Consider the following 19,135-nt stretch of genomic DNA (forward strand, 5'->3'; position numbering starts at 1 on the left):
GCAGAAGCCTGTAGATTCAGTGATGCGATAAAACTCTATGGGGGCGAGTGTTACATGCCTATCCATATCATGGACTCATGCGATAAAAATCTCCGCATATGTGATCTACCCCCTTTTTTTATAAAATAAAAAGATTCACATGGTGAATGTTTTTGTGGTTTGCATGATTATTGACCATGTTGAAATTTGGTTGCGTATGGAAGATAGAAAATCATGGATGGTTTTTCGCTGGATATGAGAACACTTAATTTTATTATTATTTTGTTCTCTTTCATTTACTGTATTGGCTTGTTGTTATTTCAATTCACTCAACAGTCCATTAAAGGGCTTTCAATCTTTTCCATTTCAATATTTGTTATCGGAACTGGGCCGTTGATGTTGAGCCTAAGAGGGGAGTTCCCTGATTGGGTCACCGTTATTGGTGCCAATATGGTCATTGCGCTTGGTTTTCATCTCGCCTTGTATAGCTTATGTCTGTTTCGAGAATACTCTCTCAAATGCACCTACCTCAGTAGTCTAATGATGTTGGCTCTTTTGCCATGTTTTATTTACTTCACGTTCTATGAGCCTTCCATAAAGGCTCGAATTATCCTCATTAGTTTATATCTGGCTTTTGTGACTCTTTGCACTGCCTTTGCGGTATTAAAGGGCCGGCGTGATGACTTGACTCTAGGTATTCGGATGATGGCCTCGTCATTTACGATATATGGCGGGTTTATGGTTTTTCGAGTTGTGGTGACGCTATTTTCAACTGAGCTCCAGGATTTCATGGCGGCCACTCTCATTCATCAACTTGCCTTTTTAGTGAGCATCGTTCTTATTGTGTCGATGAGCTTTACAATGCTTTGGCTGATTAACGCAAGGTTGCTTAGTTCTATTCACGAGCTGTCCTACAGCGATCCTCTAACGGCACTTGGAAACCGCAGAGCTTTAGATGAAATGGTTCCAGTCGTCATGAAGCAGGCGGGGACTGCACCTGTTAGTGCCATTATGATGGATATTGATAACTTTAAGTCGATCAATGACCAACACGGACACATTGTGGGTGATCTCGTGATCAAGTCTTTTGCTGAAATGGTTCAAAGTGCAATCAAAACATCGCCAACAGCCAGTGCGTTTCGTTTTGGCGGAGACGAGATAATGATTTTATTGCCCAATGTTAATTTCCTACAAGCACAGGCTATTGCTTGTAAGCTGCGATTATCTATTTCAGAGATCTCAGCCGTGCAAGGGAATGAGATGTTTCTGACATCGAGTTTTGGTGTTGCTCAGCTTCACCCGCATGAGAGTTGGAATGGGTTTATTAGCCGAGCCGACAAAGCGTTATATCAAGCGAAAACAAACGGTCGCAATATGACTTCAATTTGTCCTAGTCATATTAACGAGCTCGTCACTGCCACATAACCAATACTGCTGCGATAGAAAGCAAGATGAGCGCAAGAATGTCTTTGCGCGCGATGCTTTGCCCTAACCAGAAATAGGATATCAACACCATGAAGATCACTTCGACTTGCCCGAGTGTCTTTACGTACGGCACGGCTTGAAGCGACATCGCGCTAAACCAACCCAGAGAACCGATAACACTCGCTAAGCTTGTCATGATGACTAGTTTCGACTTCTTGAATATCAGGCGCAGCGTGTCGCGTTCTCTGAAAAAGAGATACGTACAGATAATCACTGTCTGAAGGGAAATGACGAGGAACAGCACCCAAGCAGCGCTATGAGGGAAGGGCAACCCTATGCTCAAACTTGCTTCCCGTACCCAAAGAGACGTTAAAGCAAAGGCGGTGCTACACGCCATACCTAATAAGAACACTTTCGGGGACAAGCTTCGCCAGCCAGAAGCGCTACTCATGATTAGCACGCCTAAAGTACCAATAAGTACGCCGACCCAACCTGTTAGTGTCAAAGCAGTACCAAAAAACAATACGGATAGCACAGCAGATACGGGGGCTTCACACTTGGCTAAGCCTGCGCCTATCGCATAGTTTTCGAGCTTGAACAGCATCACCATTAAGCCGGTCGCGAGGATCTGAATGATGGCGGCAGCAACAATATAGAAAACAAACTCACCCGAAAAATCCGGTGCGGATACGGGCTGCCATTGATAGAGGGCGCACAGATAAATTAGGGCGATAGGGCTAGCCCAAATAAATCGCGCTAACGTTACGCCAGCCACGCTCATGGTGCCACTTAATTTACTTTGAAAGGCATTGCGCCAAGATTGGCTAAAGGCAGCAAGGAGAGTAAAGGCTATCCAACTAAAAGACATGACGCGTCCATGTGTTATGTAATTTGCTGATTATATTAACAAATAAAACCAATATAAGAAGCGACTTGTTCTTTTAATAAGCAATAGTCAGTTGCGTGAATCGCTCGGTTTTGAAGAATATTCGGTCTTTAAAACTTGCGCTGTAAACCTTAACGGCTTCATTTACTTGTCACTCGACATCAATCGATTGTTTAGAAAATCGCTTCTTTTCTGTTCTTGAAGTAGAACAGCGCGCTGATCAAAACGAACAGTAAGGTGAAGTAATAGAAAAAAGAAGACAGTGAGGCCAAGAAGGCAAGGTTCTGTTCTATTTCTTGTTCGGTGTAGCCCTGAGACACCAACTTATAGTAGTAAGCGTACAAGATACCGATCAGACCGTATCCGAGGTTAAACATCAAACCTTTGAAACTAAGAACGGTGGCTCTGTTGTGTGATTCGGTTTTTTTATTCAGGTGGTAGCTGATGAAAATGTTCATCGTCATGATGATAAAGATTAATACTAGTGCCGGAATGACTCCGTAAATCGACCAACCTAAACTGATCCAGTAATAAGTCGCCATGCTTGCCAATCCCATAACCACAATGAAGGTTTTAGCCTCCATACTCTCTGCTAATCTTCGGCTTTGTCCTGCCAATATAATCTTAAGCAAGCTGATACCCGCACCAATAAAACCAAAGTAGATAATTGGAATATCAATCGCCAGATAGTATTGGCTGTTCATGGTTAGGAACATGCGTGAGGTGTGTTCGAATAGGCTGTAGTAGAGCAAGATGAACAGCACGTAAGGCGTAGCGAATACCCATTTACCCGCATCGATCGTCAATTTAAGACTTGAGATGGTGGTTGCCAATTTGGTTTGGTCGCTTGGCATCACCTTTTTCTCTTCGCGCATATTAATCGCGGCATAGATGGCGATCATCGCTACAAATAGGGTGGCGAACACAGGAATACGCATCAGGTCTTTAGTGCTTTCTGGTTCGGCTAGTCCAAGGAAATGAAAGATGTTCGTCATAAAGTTCACATCGTACATCGCCGCACCAATTAGAGTGACAAAGATACCGACAGTTGAGGCGACACGAAGCTGGATTTGCAGCACTCGGGGCCACAACTCTTCATTGCCTTGTTCCTTTAAAGTGTCGTAGGCCAATGCCTCGTCAGCACCGCTGGCCAGTGCCATCGCTAAGCCACTGAGAATCCGGTTAATCAGAAAAACAATGAACACCAAGTCGGGGTTTCCGGTTGGTACTAGCGCGATCATCGCGATCTCAACAAACATCACAATCGAAGACAGCACCACCAGTTTCTTGCGGCCTAAGGTATCGGCGAATGCACCCGACGGTACTTCAGCAAGCACAATGGTGGCCGCCCAAACTACATTGAGCATCGCGAATTGAGACAGGGTTAACCCGTAATCTAAATAAAGTAGTGTGAATATAGGGTAGTAAAAACGCGCAAAGTAGCTGCTTCTAAACATCAAGAAGTAGCGGACATTGGGAATTTTAAGGATCTCTTTGAGCGTCATGATAATTTCAGTAATTTAGATAACACATTATTATGTATAACCCTTTTACTCTTTTAAATCATGGAATTGTTGCCAAATCCCTAAAATATCTGGTTTGGGTGATCTTCGAACTCATTGTTCATAGTGGGTTATAGGTTTCTCGTCTTCAAATCACTTTCCCCTATTCATTTAGTTTGTGGTGCCGTTTCACTTGTTCGACTGATTTTGGTGCAAGATCGAACTTCTACAACGTCGCTCTCGTATTTACATCTTATTGTATGATTTAATTATTGGTAATAACGATACGCAATGAATCCAATGTAATTGAGGAAGCGAGCATGATCTTAGAGTCATTCAGTCTGGAAGGTAAAGTAGCGATAGTGACGGGCTGTAACACGGGGCTTGGGCAAGGTATTGCATTAGGCCTAGCGGAAGCCGGTTGTAAGGTTGTCGGTGTTAACCGAACAGAGCCTGAAGAGACTATTGAGAAAATGAGTGCAGCAGGTCATTCGTTCCTAAACGTGAGTGCTGATCTTCTCGAGCAAGCGTGCATTCCAGGGGTTATAGAGCGCACTTTGGCTGAGTTTGGCCAAGTCGACATTCTCGTGAACAATGCAGGAATTATTCGCCGCCAAGATGCTATTGAGTTCTCAGAGCAAGATTGGGATGACGTAATGAACGTGAACACCAAGACGGTGTTCTTTATGTCTCAGGCTGTTGCAAAGCAGTTTAAGGCTCAAGGTACTGGCGGAAAGATCATTAACATTGCATCGATGCTCTCATTCCAAGGTGGCATTCGAGTTCCTTCCTATACGGCTTCAAAAAGCGCTGTGATGGGAGTGACACGTGCTATGGCGAACGAATGGGCGCGCGACAATATCAATGTGAATGCGATAGCACCCGGTTATATGGAAACGAACAATACTCAAGCTCTGCGTGAAGATGCTGAGCGCAATCAAGCGATTCTTGAGCGTATTCCGGCTGAGCGTTGGGGTAAACCGCAAGATATCGCAGGTCCTTGTGTGTTCTTAGCATCATCAGCATCGGATTACATTAATGGCTATACCATTGCTGTTGACGGTGGTTGGTTAGCACGCTAGTTGGTTTTTTATTCTAAATTTTGAGTTTGCAGCAATCTTGCAGGAGAAGATAAATGAAAATCGCTTTAATGATGGAAAACAGTCAGGCAGGTAAAAATGCCATGGTTGCAGCTGAGCTAGAGTCAGTGGCGGGTGGCATTGGTCACGATGTTTTCAACTTAGGTATGACCGACGAGAATGATCACCACTTAACGTATATCCACTTAGGTATCATGGCCAGTATTCTGATCAACTCAAAGGCTGTGGACTTTGTTGTGACGGGATGTGGAACAGGGCAAGGTGCTTTGATGTCACTGAACCTGCACCCGGGTGTGGTTTGTGGTTACTGCCTAGAGCCATCAGATGCTTTCTTGTTTAACCAAATCAACAACGGCAATGCTCTCGCTCTCGCTTTTGCTAAAGGCTTTGGCTGGGCAGGTGAACTCAACATTCGTTATATCTTTGAAAAAGCGTTCACAGGCGAGCGTGGTAATGGGTATCCACTAGAACGTGCAGAACCACAGCAACGTAATGCAGCAATTTTGAATGAAGTGAAAGCGGCGGTGGTAAAAGATAACTTTATTGATTCTCTGAGAGCTATCGACCAAGATCTAGTGAAAACAGCGGTTGGCAGCGAGCGTTTCCAACAATGCTTCTTTGAGCATTGCCAAAACCAAGAAATCGCTGATTATGTTCGTTCACTTTTAGATTAATTAGAGCGTTTAGTTCTGATAGAGCCAGCCTTGTTCGGCTGGCTTTTTGATGAATAATTAAAGCAATGTAATGAGACAAACAGTAATCAACTGGCTAAATTGCGATTCGTGTTTTCCTGCATCTACTCTTCATCTTCGGTTTCTTTGGAAGCATTTGAGGCACAGCCTTTCTCTAGCCAGTTATCGAGCACGCGTTGCAGTGCCTTCAAAGAGGTTGGCTTCTCTAAGCGACCATCCATCAGTTTGCTGATCATATCTAACTCGTGTTGTCCTGATTCGCCAGACAAAGCAATGATTGGTGTTTGAGGTGAGCGTGCCTTGATGATTTGGCTTGCGTCAAAACCATTCATTATCGGCATTTGTACGTCCATTAAGATCAAATCGACCTTGTGTGTTTTGAACAGCTCGACGGCATTCTCGCCGTTTTTAGCTTGTAAGCTATTTACGCCAAGTCGACTCAGGTACATCTGAACAAGCGTGCGTTGCACTTCTTTATCATCGACGATAAGCACGGTTGGAGCCAAATGGTTCTCTGGGGTTAGCGTACTTGTTGGCTCTGAACTTTGCGTTTCCGCTTGGTTATCTGGCTTAACTTCTGCGTTGGGTTTGTTTTCAGTTGTGGTTTGATTACCTTTCCAATCATCGAAGTAAGGCGTACGAAGTGCGTCTGCTTTGGGTGCATTGGGTACTACCGGGAAGTACAGGTGGAACTCAGTAAACTCCCCAAGTTTAGAGTGGCACTCAACTCGGCCGCCAAATGAACGCATCACACGTTGGCAATAGCCAAGCCCTAGGCCGCTACCACCGCTTTTTTGGTAAGAGAAGAAGTCATCAAAGATCTTATGTGCAATTGCTTCGTCAATGCCAGGGCCGGTATCTCGGAATATCAGAACGTTCTCGTAAGGCCCTGTGTTGGTGCTGATCTCAATTTGGCTTTCTGGATAAGAATCAAAGTAATAGATTGCATTACGTATCAGGTTGAAAATAACGAAATTGAATAAGGTTTCATTGAGCTTTGCTACAAAATCAGCGTGTTGTGGTAAACGAATGCGTTCAATGATCTTTTCATTCTCAAAACCATAGTGGCTTACGGCTTGATCTACGGCTTTGTGGATAGAGGTCATGGCCACAGGGCCGTGTTCAGGCGTACTGTCACTGACTTCGCGCAGGATGATATCAATCAGTTGTCGCCCGCGTTGAATCGCCGCTTGGCCATTCTCAATATCCTTTAGGATTTGTTTAGCTGGGGCTTGGTTATCAATGTGCTGTTTTAACACCTCAAAATGCAGCTGCACTTGAGCCAGCGGGTTACGCATTTCGTGTGCGATAGAATTAGCAAGCGCGCGACTTTGGCGAATGCGTCTATCGGCTTCAATGGTGCTTTGTACACGAGTTAACAAGGTTTGCAGTGCAGAGATCTCTTCGTTAGAGAACATCTTATCGTTGCTCTTATGTGATGAGACCAATAAGTGCGTGACCGATTTCCCCTGACCAAATAAAGGCATCACCAAAGCGGTGTCGTTTGAGCTCATCTTGTCATATAGGGCTTTTATCGAGCGCTTGGCTGGTGCGGTGTAATCAAGCTCCTGAGACAGCTCATCGAACACTAAAACGGACTTGTTGGTAGACAGGTAATCTTCGTAGAAGGTTTCGTTGTAGTTGCTGTTCACCAGACGCAACTTGTCTTCGGGAATCTGCAATAGGCTACCTAATCGACGCATTGCATCATCAATCGACAGCTTGAAATCGTCTTCTAGTGAGAGGATCTGTTGTACTGGCGTTTTCTTGTTTCCGTAGACAAAGAACGAGGCGTAGTGGCTTACGCGCTTGTAGAGAACATGCCACGTGATGCCGATAATCGCGCAGATTGGGATAGCAACCAGCCATTGACTGTCGTCTGTCAGCGGGATAAATATCGCGCCAAAAGGGATCACCAAAATAGCACAAACCAACATCGCATTTAGGCTCATGTACGCCAGGTATTTCACGCTGTAGAAGCGCGAGGTCAGCAGGGCATAGCCAACGAACAACATTTCACTTATCGACAAAGCTGGTGGCAGCCAAGTGAGCGAGAAATCACGCAAGAAGTAGGTCATGCCTAGGTGGATCGTCGCAGTAGACAGCATGAAGACTAAAATGCCGGCGATCATATAGTTGGTTTTGGCTAAAGTTAGCTTGCTGCTGTTGGCGCGCATGGCCACCAGGTTGAGTAGTGTTAGCACTACAAAGCTAATCATCCCAATAAAGAAGTACGGCGTATGCGGGCCAAACTCAATCACGAACTGGCTTGGGCCTGCAATGGTGACGTGTTCAACGGTTAACCCCGGACTTAAATTGATAAAGAAGGAGTAGACGGTCAGGGTGACGAAAATGGCTTGCTGCCACACATGAACCTTACCATTACGTTGTTCAGCGGCGAGTTTGCACGAGAAGTAATAGGCAAAGGCAAACGCAAAGAACGAGGCGAGGTTGGCAAACTTTGCGGCGAACACGGCGGCCGAGGCCCCAAGTTCCGGTAATAAGTCGGTATGGAAATAAGCGTTACTGCTGATCCACGCAACAATGCAGATCGAATACGCGATGTAAGGGGCATGGTGTGTCCCTGCGATCACTTCGTTCTTCTGTTTCAGGCGATAGCAGTAATAGAACAACCACATGACAACCACAGCCACGGTTGCAAGCAGTGTGATTGCTTTTGCATAGATGATCGCCTCTAGGCCGAAATCAAACATGTTCATCCTTTTTCACCGAGCTAGTTTTTCCTGCCGAGCGCGACTTTTCTAATGACTTTCTGCTTTCTCGCACTGCGCGTTTGTAGCTTCGAAAATCGACATTATTGAACGCTTTTACCATCATCTCAAAATTCCAGAATCCACGATAAATTGTCGTGCCATCGTCATTTAATTCGCAATATCCAGAATGGAAGTATGCATTGGAATCAATGGTTTGATAAAACTGAAGCATGAAAGGTTGCTCGATAATAGTGAAGCCAATCTTATTGCCTATTTGGTGTAACACACTCATCAGCTCTTTTTGAGAAAGGTAGAGGAAATAGAGCTTTTGTTGGGTATTGCCACTGACTGTCAGACGTAACACCTCACACAGGGCATCTTTGTCGGACAATTGTAACTGGAATTGTTGGTCAAATTCTGGGAGAGAGTAACATTTTGACAGTGTAGGCGGTGTGAAAAGTTGTAACCCTGCGAGTTCATCGTAGCCGTAATTGGGTAAACAGTATTGCCATTGCTCATTGCTGAACGGCGGTGCGTAACTTAGCCAAGTGTCATTCTTAGACCAGTCTTGAATCAGCGCAGAGGAAACCAGTGTTGGAAAGGCTTCATCGACTGGATGCTTGAGCAGAATAAAATGCTTACCTGCCTGAGAAAGGTGTAATAAAGGCAGCATCTCAAACCATTTCTCGCCCTTGATGAACACCTCGAGATTGCTTAAAGCAATGGCATCGCTGATTGGCATTCCTTGTGGGTGACTCGGTGTTTGTACCAAAAGTGGCTCATGTTCTATCTGTTCGATGATCGCACCGTAATAAGCACTGTCATTGATAGGGAGGTCGACATGAGAAATGGAGCTTGGATTTAATGGAGATTTTGCTTTGATCGCAGCAATTTCACACTCACACCAGAAATCTAGCCAATGCATATAGCACTGCCCTACAGCCTGCTCTAGAAGAGCAATCTCTGCAGATAGTGTATTTGGATAGCGCAGAATCAGATCGCGGTAGTCCATCACCTCAAACAATACAGAGTAGCTTTTGTTTTGATGCTCTGGGAAAAGCAATTCTAATTGGCTTCTACGATATTCAGTCACGCTTTGAAAAAGCTCAGTGCGCTCATGTGGCTGATAAGTGCTGATGACGAGCTCTATCAGCGCTCGCTGTTTTATTTCGATAGACAGACTGCTAGCCAACAGTGAGCCTAAAGACGACGTTAATTTCATGTTTAACCTAGCCTAGGTTTATATAATTATTTTTATTTGATCTGCACTATCTATAGGACACTGATTTTAGGTATGTGTTTGAAGTTACGTTACTTTGAGAGAGCTAATCGTAACTTTACTTGTGTCCATGTTGTGAGAAGTAAGTTGCATAATCGGGTGAGATTTTACTACTTGCACCTACCCTTAACAATAAAGATTTTCCATATTTGAATGAATTCACAGATGAACAAAGTACATTATTATCAACAACTTGTAGGGCTGGTTCACAGTTTTAAAATCAGACATGATTAAGCCGAGCATAAACTTTTGAATTTATAAAATAATCTCAAATATCTATTTTTTGAACCAATATCACAATCCAAATCAACATGAGCTCATCTTATTAATTGCAACGTGAATGTATTTGGTGTGAGATATGTAATTAACTGATGCATTATATCTGTCTTATACTCGCTTATTCCTTCGCTACCCATTCTATTGATTTAAATATCAGGAGGATAAAGCAGTGCTCCAGTGCTCGACTTTGTTTTCCTGACAATCTTCTGTGTTTATAGAGTAGTTACACCATAATCTCTGATGAATTGATGACATTCGAGGTTTAAGCTTGTCTGCATATGAAACATTATTACGAGTGATCCCTCGTGAGTGATTGAGGTGGAGAGAATTTATGAAGAAAGTACGATTAACATCATTACTTGGAATAGCAGCCTTGTTTAGTGTCGCGGCGTTAGCTGGGTGTAGTCAGAAATCAGAGGTACCGACTCAACCACAAGAGAATGCGAACCCTATCTGCAGTACTAAAAACCTGACGGGTGGTTGGTCGCAAAGTGAGATTACACCAGAAGCTAAGCAAGCTTTAAACGCAGTTCTTGGTCAAATGAACACTTCAGCTGAGCTCAAGCAGATCCTGAGTGTGCGAACTCAGGTTGTCGCGGGTTTGAATTACGCTATTGAGTTTGAAATGGATAATGGTGAAGTGTGGAACACCATCGTTTACCGTTCTCTACAAGGTGACATCGAAATGACGCAACCTGCACAGAAAGGTCTTCTGTGCTCATAATCTAGATGCGTCTGTATCTTGTGAGATAGGCTGATAGCAAATAAAAATGGCTCCGTATTGGGAGCCATTTTTGTTTTTAAGAAGACTGATTCACTGAACGATTTCAGTCGGCCAGCTCGGGCTCGGCTAACTCCTGAACACAAGCTCGGCTGATGTCTTCATCAATGTAGGCCATACCGAGTTTATTGAGGTAGTCCATGCGATCGGCAGTGCGAAGCTCGATGTCGGGGCCTGCAATGTTGTTGGCTTGATAAATTTCAGTGAGATGAGACATGAATTGCTCGCCCACACTCATCATCAATAGACTCATTGCGCCTACGTCCGGTCTTACTTTGGTGCGTTGCTTTTCAGATAGGTTTACCGCTAGTACGATAGGTTGTTCTTCACCTTCGAATCGAACGCCTCGCTCACGAACGGTTTGTTGAGCCCAGTAGTACGCCAGTTCTTTACTCTGAGTGAGAAACACTGGCTCAACCGATTCGGTATAGTTGTTGCCGATGGTTGCCATAGTTTTTGAAGCTGCTTCGTTGAGCGCTTTGTCTCCAGAACGTTTTAAACCTTGGCCTTGAATCGAAGCCAATAAAGCTGAAGATGTGCCGTGATACCAAGTATCACCCGTCGCGAAACCATTCTCTGATAACAGTGTTTTTGCATCTTGTAGGTGTGTAGGTATTGAAGTCATAGGCACTCTCAACAAATAAAAATCTCAACAAATAGGAATCTGAACAAATATGTATACAGTTAGCTTAAACAGAAGTTGTTCGGTTAACCGTGGTGTGGAACACAAATCTGAGGCTTTGAGATAAAGCTGGCAGTACAAGCTTTATCTCAAAGCCTTCCCCCGGATCTTACCTAAGTAAGAGAGAAGGACGGGGGAGGCTTTAGCGTTAGCGATTAATCAAATTGGTTCGATGTATTCGCTTCACCTGCAGCTTTTAGTGCGTTCTCACCAGCAAAGTACTCTTTGTGGTCATCACCCATGTCAGAACCAGACATGTTTTGGTGTTTAACACATGCGATGCCTTGGCGGATTTCTTTACGCTGAACATTCGCAACGTAACCTAACATGCCTTGGTCGCCGAAGTACTCTTTCGCTAGGTTGTCAGTAGACAGCGCAGCAGTGTGGTAAGTCGGTAGCGTAATCAAGTGGTGGAAAATACCCGCTTCACGTGATGCGTCTGCTTGGAATGTACGGATCTTCTCGTCAGCGCTTGCAGACAGTTCAGTTTCATCGTATTCCGCGCTCATTAGGCTTGCACGGTCGTAAGCTGAAACATCTTTACCTTCTGCTACCATCGCATCGTAAGCTTGCTGACGGAAGTTTAGCGTCCAGTTGAATGATGGAGAGTTGTTGTAAACCAGCTTCGCATTAGGGTGAACTTCACGTACGCCGTCCATCATCTCTTTGATTTGACCGATGTGTGGCTTCTCAGTCTCAATCCATAGTAGGTCAGCACCCGCGTTGATTGCTTCAATACAGTCGAATACACAACGCTCTTCACCAGTACCTTGGCGGAATTGGTATAAGCCTGAAGGTAGACGCTTAGGTCGAACTAGCTTGCCGTCACGGTTAAAGCAAACGTCGCCTTCTGCCATATCTGCAACATCGATCTCTTCAACATCTAGGTATGAGTTGTAGATATCACCTTGGTCGCCCGGCTCTTTCACTACTGCGATTTCTTTTGTTAGACCAGCGCCTTGAGAATCGGTACGAGCAACAATAACGCCGTTGTCGATGCCTAGTTCAAGGAAAGCGTAACGAAGTGCGCGAAGTTTTGCGTGGAAGTCAGCGTGTGGAACCGTTACTTTGCCGTCTTGGTGACCACATTGCTTCTCATCGGCAACTTGGTTTTCAATTTGTAGACAACATGCGCCTGCTTCAATCATCTGCTTAGCCATTAGGTAGGTCGCTTCTGCGTTACCAAAACCTGCATCGATATCGGCGATGATTGGCACCACGTGTGTTACGTGATTGTCGATTTTGTCTTGGATAAGGTCTTGTTGGTTAACGTCGCCCGCTTCACGTGCAGCGTCTAGCTCACGGAATAAACCACCCAGTTCACGTGCATCAGCTTGACGTAGGAAGGTGTATAGCTCTTCAACTAGGCCTGCAACTGACGTTTTCTCGTGCATTGATTGGTCTGGAAGTGGACCAAAATCAGAGCGAAGTGCAGCAACCATCCAACCAGAAAGGTATAGGTAACGACGGTCAGTCTTGCCATCAAAGTGCTTCTTAATAGAAATCAACTTTTGTTGGCCGATAAAACCATGCCAGCAGCCTAAAGACTGAGTGTATTGAGAACTGTCTTTATCGTAAGCCTCCATATCCGCACGCATGATATCTGCCGTGTATTGCGCGATATCTAGACCTGTTTTGAATTTGTTTTGAGCTCGCATACGAGCAGCAGATTCAGCATTGATTGCATCCCATGGAGCACCTGCAGCGCTTTTTGCAACTTCTATCATTTCGATATCTTGTGTAATTTGCGACATAACTATTCCTTAGTTTCACGTGGGGTATGGTTGCCAAATTGGCTTGGATTAAAACTTTGCTATGGACAAAGAATAACCACTCATGTGATAATTTTGTTAATTTATAGTTATTATATTCGGTATTTTTCTTATGAATATTGCTCGTATAGACCTTAATTTGCTTGTGTATTTAGACATGTTGCTACGTGAAAGAAACGTTACACGAGCAGCAAATCAATTGGGTATTACTCAGCCTGCCATGAGTAATGGCCTTCGCCGATTGCGTGATCTGTTTGAAGACCCGCTATTAGTAAGAACAAGTGAAGGGATGATACCGACCGAACGCGCGCATAAGTTGCAGCCACTGATTCGAAACATCTTGGCGAATGTAGAGAAGACACTGCAACCGACCACAGAGTTTAATGCAGAAGACAGTGAACGCGTGTTTCGTATCATGGCGAGTGACTATGCAGAGTCGACCATTATTCAACCTCTTCTGAAAAGGTTAAGTGAGATAGCACCGAAAATACGACTGGATATCATGACGCCAAGTGACGTGAGTTATCAGGATGTAGAGCAAGGTACCGTTGATATAATTATCAACCGATTTGACGATATTCCTCAGTCGTTTCACCAGATGAGCCTCTGGCACGACGGGTTTTCTTGCCTATTTAGTTGTGACAACCCGATCGCCGACAACTTCGATATTTTGTCTTATTTAAAGGCACAACATATTTGGGTAAGTAAGACAGGTATGGGAACGGGAGTGGGAATAAACCCAAGTGAAGCACAAAAGCTTGGTTGGATAGATGAGGCATTAATGCGCATCGGTAAAACCCGTAACATCACGGTGTTTACTCGACACTATTTGTCGGCGATTCTCTTCGCTCAGCAGAAGAACCTTATCCTGACTATTCCTACCAAAGCAGCTCAACTGCAGCGCAATAATCCTAGATTGTTGATCAAGCCTGCGCCATTTGCGATTGAACCCTTTGAGGTGAAGATGGCGTGGAGTCCATTGTTACAAACCAATCCAGACCATCAGTGGATGCGTCGTTTGATTAAAAGTGTCGCTAACGAAATCGAGAGTGGAGTGACGGAATAACATAGTTTGTAGGGTATTTTTTATATGAATATCCAATATAACCGGCATAAATTAGCTAAATTCATGTCCGTTAAGTAAGTTTAAGTCAGTAAAGTAAATTTGAGCTAGTCACGAAAATTTATTGAGTAGCCATAAATTAGTTTGAGAGAGATTTTATGAGCAGTCGTATTCAACAGGGAAGCTTGAACATTGATAGCACCCTCTACCAATTAATTAATGAGCAGGTGATTCCTGGAACAGGCATTGTCGCTGAAGACTTTTGGCAATCATTTGCAACCATCCTTGAAGATCTGGCTCCAAAAAATCGCGCATTGCTTATCAAGCGTGAAGATCTTCAACATCAAATTGACGTTTGGCACCAAGAGCGTGCTGGGCAAACGCTCGATCCTGTGGAGTACAAACAGTTCTTACAGCAGATCGGTTATTTGGTTCCTGAAGGCGATGACTTTCAAGTGACGACAGCGAGCGTAGAGCCTGAGATCGCAACACAAGCAGGGCCGCAGCTTGTGGTGCCAATCATGAACGCACGTTTTGCACTTAACGCAGCCAATGCGCGTTGGGGCAGCCTATATGATGCGCTCTACGGAACGGACGTGATCAGTGAAAGTGATGGCGCGGAAAAGGGCGGAAGCTTTAACCCAGCCCGTGGCGCTAAAGTAGTGACTTATGCTCGCGAGTTCCTTGATGACGCAGCGCCATTAAACGGCGTCTCCCATAAAGACGTCACCAAATACAGCATCAGTAACGCTAGCATCGGCAATAAATTAATAGCGACACTCGATAACGGCGAAGAAGTCACTCTCATTGATAGCGACCAGTTCATTGGCTATCAAGGTGACGCAAGTTCCCCTTCGTGCATTCTTCTTAAACACAATAATCTGCACATCGAAATTCAAATTGACCCGAGCGCACCGATTGGTAGCGTCGATGTGGCGGGAATTAAAGATGTATTAGTCGAAGCCGCTCTAACAACCATTATGGATTGCGAAGACTCGGTTGCTGCAGTTGATGGTGAAGACAAAGCATTGGCTTACCGTAACTGGTTAGGTTTGATGAAAGGTGATCTACAAGAATCACTAGAGAAAAACGGCAAAACCATTGTTCGTAACCTTAACCCAGATCGCCAATACACCAGCGTGACGGGTGGTGAGATTTCACTAAAAGGCCGCAGCATGTTGTTCATCCGTAATGTCGGCCACCTGATGACCAACCCTGCCATTATTGATGCTCAAGGCAATGAAGTGCCTGAAGGCATTATGGATGGCATGATCACTTCGCTAATCGCGATGCATGATTTAAAAGGCAACAGTGCTTACCAAAACTCGACCGCGAACAGCATCAATATTGTAAAACCTAAGATGCATGGTCCTGAAGAAGTCGCGTTCACCAATGAGCTGTTTGGTCGCATTGAAGATGCATTAGGGCTAGATCGATTCACGATCAAAGTTGGCATCATGGACGAAGAGCGTCGTACTTCGGTTAACCTTAAAGAATGTATTCGAGCGGCTAAAGATCGTGTTGTGTTCATCAACACAGGTTTCTTAGACCGAACGGGTGATGAGATTCACACCAGTATGGAAGCGGGACCATTCGCTCCTAAAACACAGCTGAAAACCATGACTTGGATTGGCGCATACGAAGATCAAAACGTTGATCTTGGCTTAGCTTGTGGCCTGCAAGGTAAAGCCCAGATTGGTAAAGGTATGTGGCCAGAGCCGGATAATATGGCGAAGATGATGGACGCGAAAATCGGACATCCACAAGCGGGTGCCAATACCGCTTGGGTTCCTTCTCCAACCGCCGCGACTTTGCACGCGCTGCACTATCATAAGGTGAGTGTACCAAGCCGTCAGAAAGAGCTTCGTGAGCGAGTGAGAGCCAATGTCGATGATATTCTTACTATCCCGTTACTGGGCGATCAAAAGCTTACCGCGCAAGATATTCAAAGTGAACTGGATAACAACACACAAGGTATTCTGGGGTACGTGGTTCGTTGGATTGATCAAGGCGTTGGTTGTTCGAAGGTACCTGATATTAACGATGTAGGTTTGATGGAAGACCGCGCTACGCTGCGTATTTCGAGCCAACACATTGCGAACTGGTTACGTCATGGGATTTGTAATGAAGCCCAAGTAATGAAAACCATGAAGCGCATGGCCGCAGTAGTTGACGAGCAAAACGCTGGCGACCCGAGCTACCGTAATATGGCACCTGACTTTGAAAACAGCATCGCATTTTCAGCAGCGTGTCAGTTGGTATTCGAAGGCTGTGCTCAGCCTAGTGGTTACACCGAGCCAGTGCTGCATGCTATGCGTCTAAAACTGAAAGCACAGGGATAGAGAAGCAACCCAATAACAAAAACAGAGAATGTAAAATACTAAAAAAAAGAAACCCCCTTTAACCGAGCCCAAGGTGCCGCGCTTTTATAGCGCGGCTTTTTTTTGATTCATTTTTGTGGTGTGTGGGGGAATCTCAGAAGAGAGGTGTTAGTAGGGCTATTCGATGTTTAAGCTTGCTGATGTCTAAGAGTCAGGCTTAGTTACGACCAAGCCTAACTACTTCCGAAACCTAGTTACTACCAAAACACAGATACTTGATATCCATGTACTCATCGATGCCTTCTTTTGCGCCTTCACGGCCAATACCTGATTGCTTAACACCGCCGAAGGGCGCGACCTCGGTTGAGATGAGGCCATCATTAATACCCACCATACCGTACTCAAGTGCCTCTGCGATGTTCCATACTCGATGAATGTTCTGACTGTAGAAGTACGACGCTAATCCATAAATGGTGTCATTTGCCATCTCAATAAGCTCTTCGTCTGTCTCGAATTGCATCACAGGAGCGACAGGACCAAAGATCTCTTGCTGAACAATGTCCATGCTGTGTTTCACATTTTTCAGAATGACAGGCTGAAGGAAAAGCCCATCAAGCTCTTGAGTTGGCGTCACAGGTGTCGCGCCTTGTTCTACCGCTCTGTCTATTAATGCTTGGATGTTGTTCTTCGCATTCTGACTGACAACAGGACCAATGGTGACACCTTCATCTAAGCCGTTACCAATCTTAAGCTGCTGAACCGCTTGATCGAATTTAGCCACGAACTCATCGTACACTTTACTGTGAACATAGAAACGGTTTGCACAGACACATGTTTGTCCCGCATTACGGAATTTCGACGCCATTGCGCCTTGAACGGCCGCATCGATGTCGGCATCGTCAAACACAATAAAAGGTGCGTTGCCACCGAGCTCCATTGAGGTGCGCTTGATGCCTTGTGCGGCTTGAGCCATCAAGATACTGCCCACTCGAGTCGAGCCTGTGAAAGAGATTTTTTTGATCAGTGGATGAGAAGTGAATAGGGTGCCAACTTGCTCAGGGCTTTCACCAAGAACGACTTGAAGTAGATCTTTCGGGATACCCGCTTGATAAGCCAGTTCAACCACAGCAAACGCAGAAAGCGGTGTTTCATCTGAAGGTTTTACGACAAAGCTACAACCAGCAGCTAGGGCAGGAGCTGCTTTACGAGTGATCATTGCAATAGGGAAGTTCCATGGCGTAATTGCACACGCGACTCCAATAGGCTGCTTGATGGTCACCAAGCGTTTGCCAGCGACTGTGCTAGGAATAGAATCACCATAAGTACGCTTGGCTTCTTCTGCAAACCACTCAATAAAGCTCGCGCCATACATGACTTCGCCTGTCGCTTCTGCTAACGGTTTACCCTGCTCAATCGTCATGATTCGAGCCAGATCTTCTTTGTTTTCAAGGATCAGTTGGTGCCAACGGTGCAGTGATGCAGCACGAGATTTAGCTGGAACCTTGGCCCACTCTTTCTGTGCAACATGAGCTCGTTCAATCGCGTTTGCTAACTCTGCTTGTGATGAAATAGGTGCGTGTCCGACGAGTTCACCTGTCGCTGGGTTTGTGACTGCAACTGCGTTGTTCGCTTCTGTCACCATAAAAGAGAGTAAGTGCTGGTTCTTAATGTTTAGCATCGTGATTCCTTTGTTGTGATTACTTTAGACGTGTTGCTTATATGCGGGTTGGCGAGTGTTCAAATGACTTCGACCAACCGTTGATTGGTCGAAGATAGTGGTCGTTAGCTCGTTAGCTCGTTAGTTCGTTAGTGCTTAAGTTGTTGCTTGCGAAGCGATAGCCACTCGAAGCGGTCTAAGAAAATGACCTATTGTTGACTCCAATTATCAGACTCTATTTTCGCTAGCGCTTTTGCGGCTTTCTGAAGAGCGGGTAGGTACTTGATCGCTTCATCGGGTTTGACTCGAATTACGGGCGCTTGTATCGCTAGGCCGAGGTTTGATTGACCCGTAGATGATGGGATCAGCACGGCGATACAGACTAAGCCCGGCAAAAATTCTTCGTCATCAATCGCAAAGCCTTGGATTTTCGCTTCTTCGATGTCTTTCTCTAACATCGAATAGTCGGTAATGGTGTTCACGGTGTATTGAGTCAGTGGCACATTTTCAATTAATCGTCTGCGCTGCGACTTAGACATGTGCGCCAAAAACAGTTTTCCGCTTGCTGAGCAATGCACCGGGACGCGAGAACCTGGGTGTAGATGAAAACGAAGGGGTGCTTCAGTTTCTGCGCGATCAAGATAGATGATCTCGCCACTTGATAGCGCCGTTAGGTTACAGCTTTCACCAACTTCTGCTCTCAGGTTTTCAAGAATAGTGCGTCGGGCACTGTGCATGGTGCTATTCAACAATAGGTTTTCGGCAAGCTTTCTGAGTCGAATACCTGAGCTGTAGTGCTTCTCATCGCCGTCTCTTTGAATAATGCCTGCCGCTTCTAACTGCTGAAGCATTCGGTGCAGCGTAGGTTTTGGCAGTCCAGTTTCTTCGACTAATCCTTGAAGAGAAATAAACTCGTCTTTTTGCGCTATCACCTCTAATAGTGCAAAAAGTCGGAGAGTCGGTGTATCCCCTTGAACTGGTGGTGTTTCTGTTTGCATATAAT

General features: G+C 45.0%; 14 protein-coding genes. 6 read left to right on the top strand and 8 right to left on the bottom strand.

The genetic code is table 11. The features are described 5' to 3' along the window. Positions 1-213: 213 nt before the first annotated feature. Positions 214-1,404, top strand: coding sequence for a GGDEF domain-containing protein (locus AB4263_RS15635; protein WP_372098492.1), 1,191 nt, complete (start codon positions 214-216; stop codon positions 1,402-1,404). On the opposite strand, the gene AB4263_RS15640 is transcribed toward AB4263_RS15635, so the two are convergent. Both AB4263_RS15640 and AB4263_RS15645 read right to left on the bottom strand, forming a co-directional pair. Next, positions 1,391-2,272: a multidrug transporter gene (locus AB4263_RS15640; protein WP_372098493.1), complete on the bottom strand. Its 882-nt coding sequence runs from the start codon at positions 2,270-2,272 to the stop codon at positions 1,391-1,393. The two genes, AB4263_RS15635 and AB4263_RS15640, sit on opposite strands and share 14 nt — an antisense overlap. Positions 2,273-2,463: 191 nt before the next feature. Beyond that, a complete protein-coding gene (locus AB4263_RS15645; protein WP_136974696.1) occupies positions 2,464-3,795 on the bottom strand; it encodes an MFS transporter in 1,332 nt (443 codons plus the stop codon). A gap of 317 nt (positions 3,796-4,112) precedes the next feature. Between AB4263_RS15645 and kduD the strand changes: the two genes are divergently transcribed. Together kduD and AB4263_RS15655 are read left to right on the top strand one after the other, a co-directional pair. Beyond that, positions 4,113-4,874: a 2-dehydro-3-deoxy-D-gluconate 5-dehydrogenase KduD gene (gene kduD, locus AB4263_RS15650; protein ID WP_017067926.1), complete on the top strand. Its 762-nt coding sequence runs from the start codon at positions 4,113-4,115 to the stop codon at positions 4,872-4,874. A gap of 53 nt (positions 4,875-4,927) precedes the next feature. After that, complete coding sequence (locus AB4263_RS15655; RefSeq protein WP_017059986.1) at positions 4,928-5,566, top strand: RpiB/LacA/LacB family sugar-phosphate isomerase; 639 nt, start codon at positions 4,928-4,930, stop codon at positions 5,564-5,566. A 122-nt stretch (positions 5,567-5,688) separates the two neighbouring features. On the opposite strand, the gene AB4263_RS15660 is transcribed toward AB4263_RS15655, so the two are convergent. Beyond that, a complete protein-coding gene (locus tag AB4263_RS15660) occupies positions 5,689-8,298 on the bottom strand; it encodes a response regulator (protein ID WP_372098494.1) in 2,610 nt (869 codons plus the stop codon). Then, the gene (locus tag AB4263_RS15665; RefSeq protein WP_372098495.1) at positions 8,291-9,520 is read right to left on the bottom strand and encodes an acyl-homoserine-lactone synthase; all 1,230 of its coding nucleotides are present in this window, start codon (positions 9,518-9,520) and stop codon (positions 8,291-8,293) included. Before AB4263_RS15665 ends, AB4263_RS15660 begins: the two co-directional genes overlap by 8 nt. Positions 9,521-10,187: 667 nt before the next feature. Between AB4263_RS15665 and AB4263_RS15670 the strand changes: the two genes are divergently transcribed. Then, the gene (locus tag AB4263_RS15670) at positions 10,188-10,580 is read left to right on the top strand and encodes a cystatin domain-containing protein (protein WP_372057262.1); all 393 of its coding nucleotides are present in this window, start codon (positions 10,188-10,190) and stop codon (positions 10,578-10,580) included. A 103-nt stretch (positions 10,581-10,683) separates the two neighbouring features. On the opposite strand, the gene AB4263_RS15675 is transcribed toward AB4263_RS15670, so the two are convergent. Both AB4263_RS15675 and AB4263_RS15680 read right to left on the bottom strand, forming a co-directional pair. Further along, positions 10,684-11,262 carry a hypothetical protein gene (locus tag AB4263_RS15675; RefSeq protein ID WP_017059982.1) on the bottom strand — a complete coding sequence of 193 codons (579 nt, stop codon included), beginning with the start codon at positions 11,260-11,262 and terminating at the stop codon, positions 10,684-10,686. A 212-nt stretch (positions 11,263-11,474) separates the two neighbouring features. After that, positions 11,475-13,073, bottom strand: a complete 1,599-nt coding sequence (locus AB4263_RS15680; RefSeq protein ID WP_372098496.1) for an isocitrate lyase — start codon at positions 13,071-13,073, stop codon at positions 11,475-11,477. Positions 13,074-13,203: 130 nt separating this feature from the next. Between AB4263_RS15680 and AB4263_RS15685 the strand changes: the two genes are divergently transcribed. After that, positions 13,204-14,157, top strand: a complete 954-nt coding sequence (locus AB4263_RS15685) for a LysR family transcriptional regulator (RefSeq protein WP_012600244.1) — start codon at positions 13,204-13,206, stop codon at positions 14,155-14,157. Between the two features lie 155 nt (positions 14,158-14,312). Continuing rightward, positions 14,313-16,496, top strand: coding sequence for a malate synthase G (locus AB4263_RS15690; RefSeq protein WP_372098497.1), 2,184 nt, complete (start codon positions 14,313-14,315; stop codon positions 16,494-16,496). Between the two features lie 229 nt (positions 16,497-16,725). Here the strand turns inward: AB4263_RS15690 and AB4263_RS15695 are convergent, their stop codons facing one another. Next, entirely contained in the window at positions 16,726-18,153 is a 1,428-nt protein-coding gene (locus AB4263_RS15695) for an NAD-dependent succinate-semialdehyde dehydrogenase (RefSeq protein WP_372098498.1), read from the bottom strand. Positions 18,154-18,341: 188 nt separating this feature from the next. Next, complete coding sequence (locus tag AB4263_RS15700) at positions 18,342-19,130, bottom strand: IclR family transcriptional regulator (RefSeq protein ID WP_004731927.1); 789 nt, start codon at positions 19,128-19,130, stop codon at positions 18,342-18,344. Between the last annotated feature and the right edge of the window lie 5 nt (positions 19,131-19,135).

This window comes from Vibrio sp. 10N.261.55.C5 (assembly GCF_041470505.1).
Lineage (GTDB): Bacteria > Pseudomonadota > Gammaproteobacteria > Enterobacterales > Vibrionaceae > Vibrio > Vibrio crassostreae_C.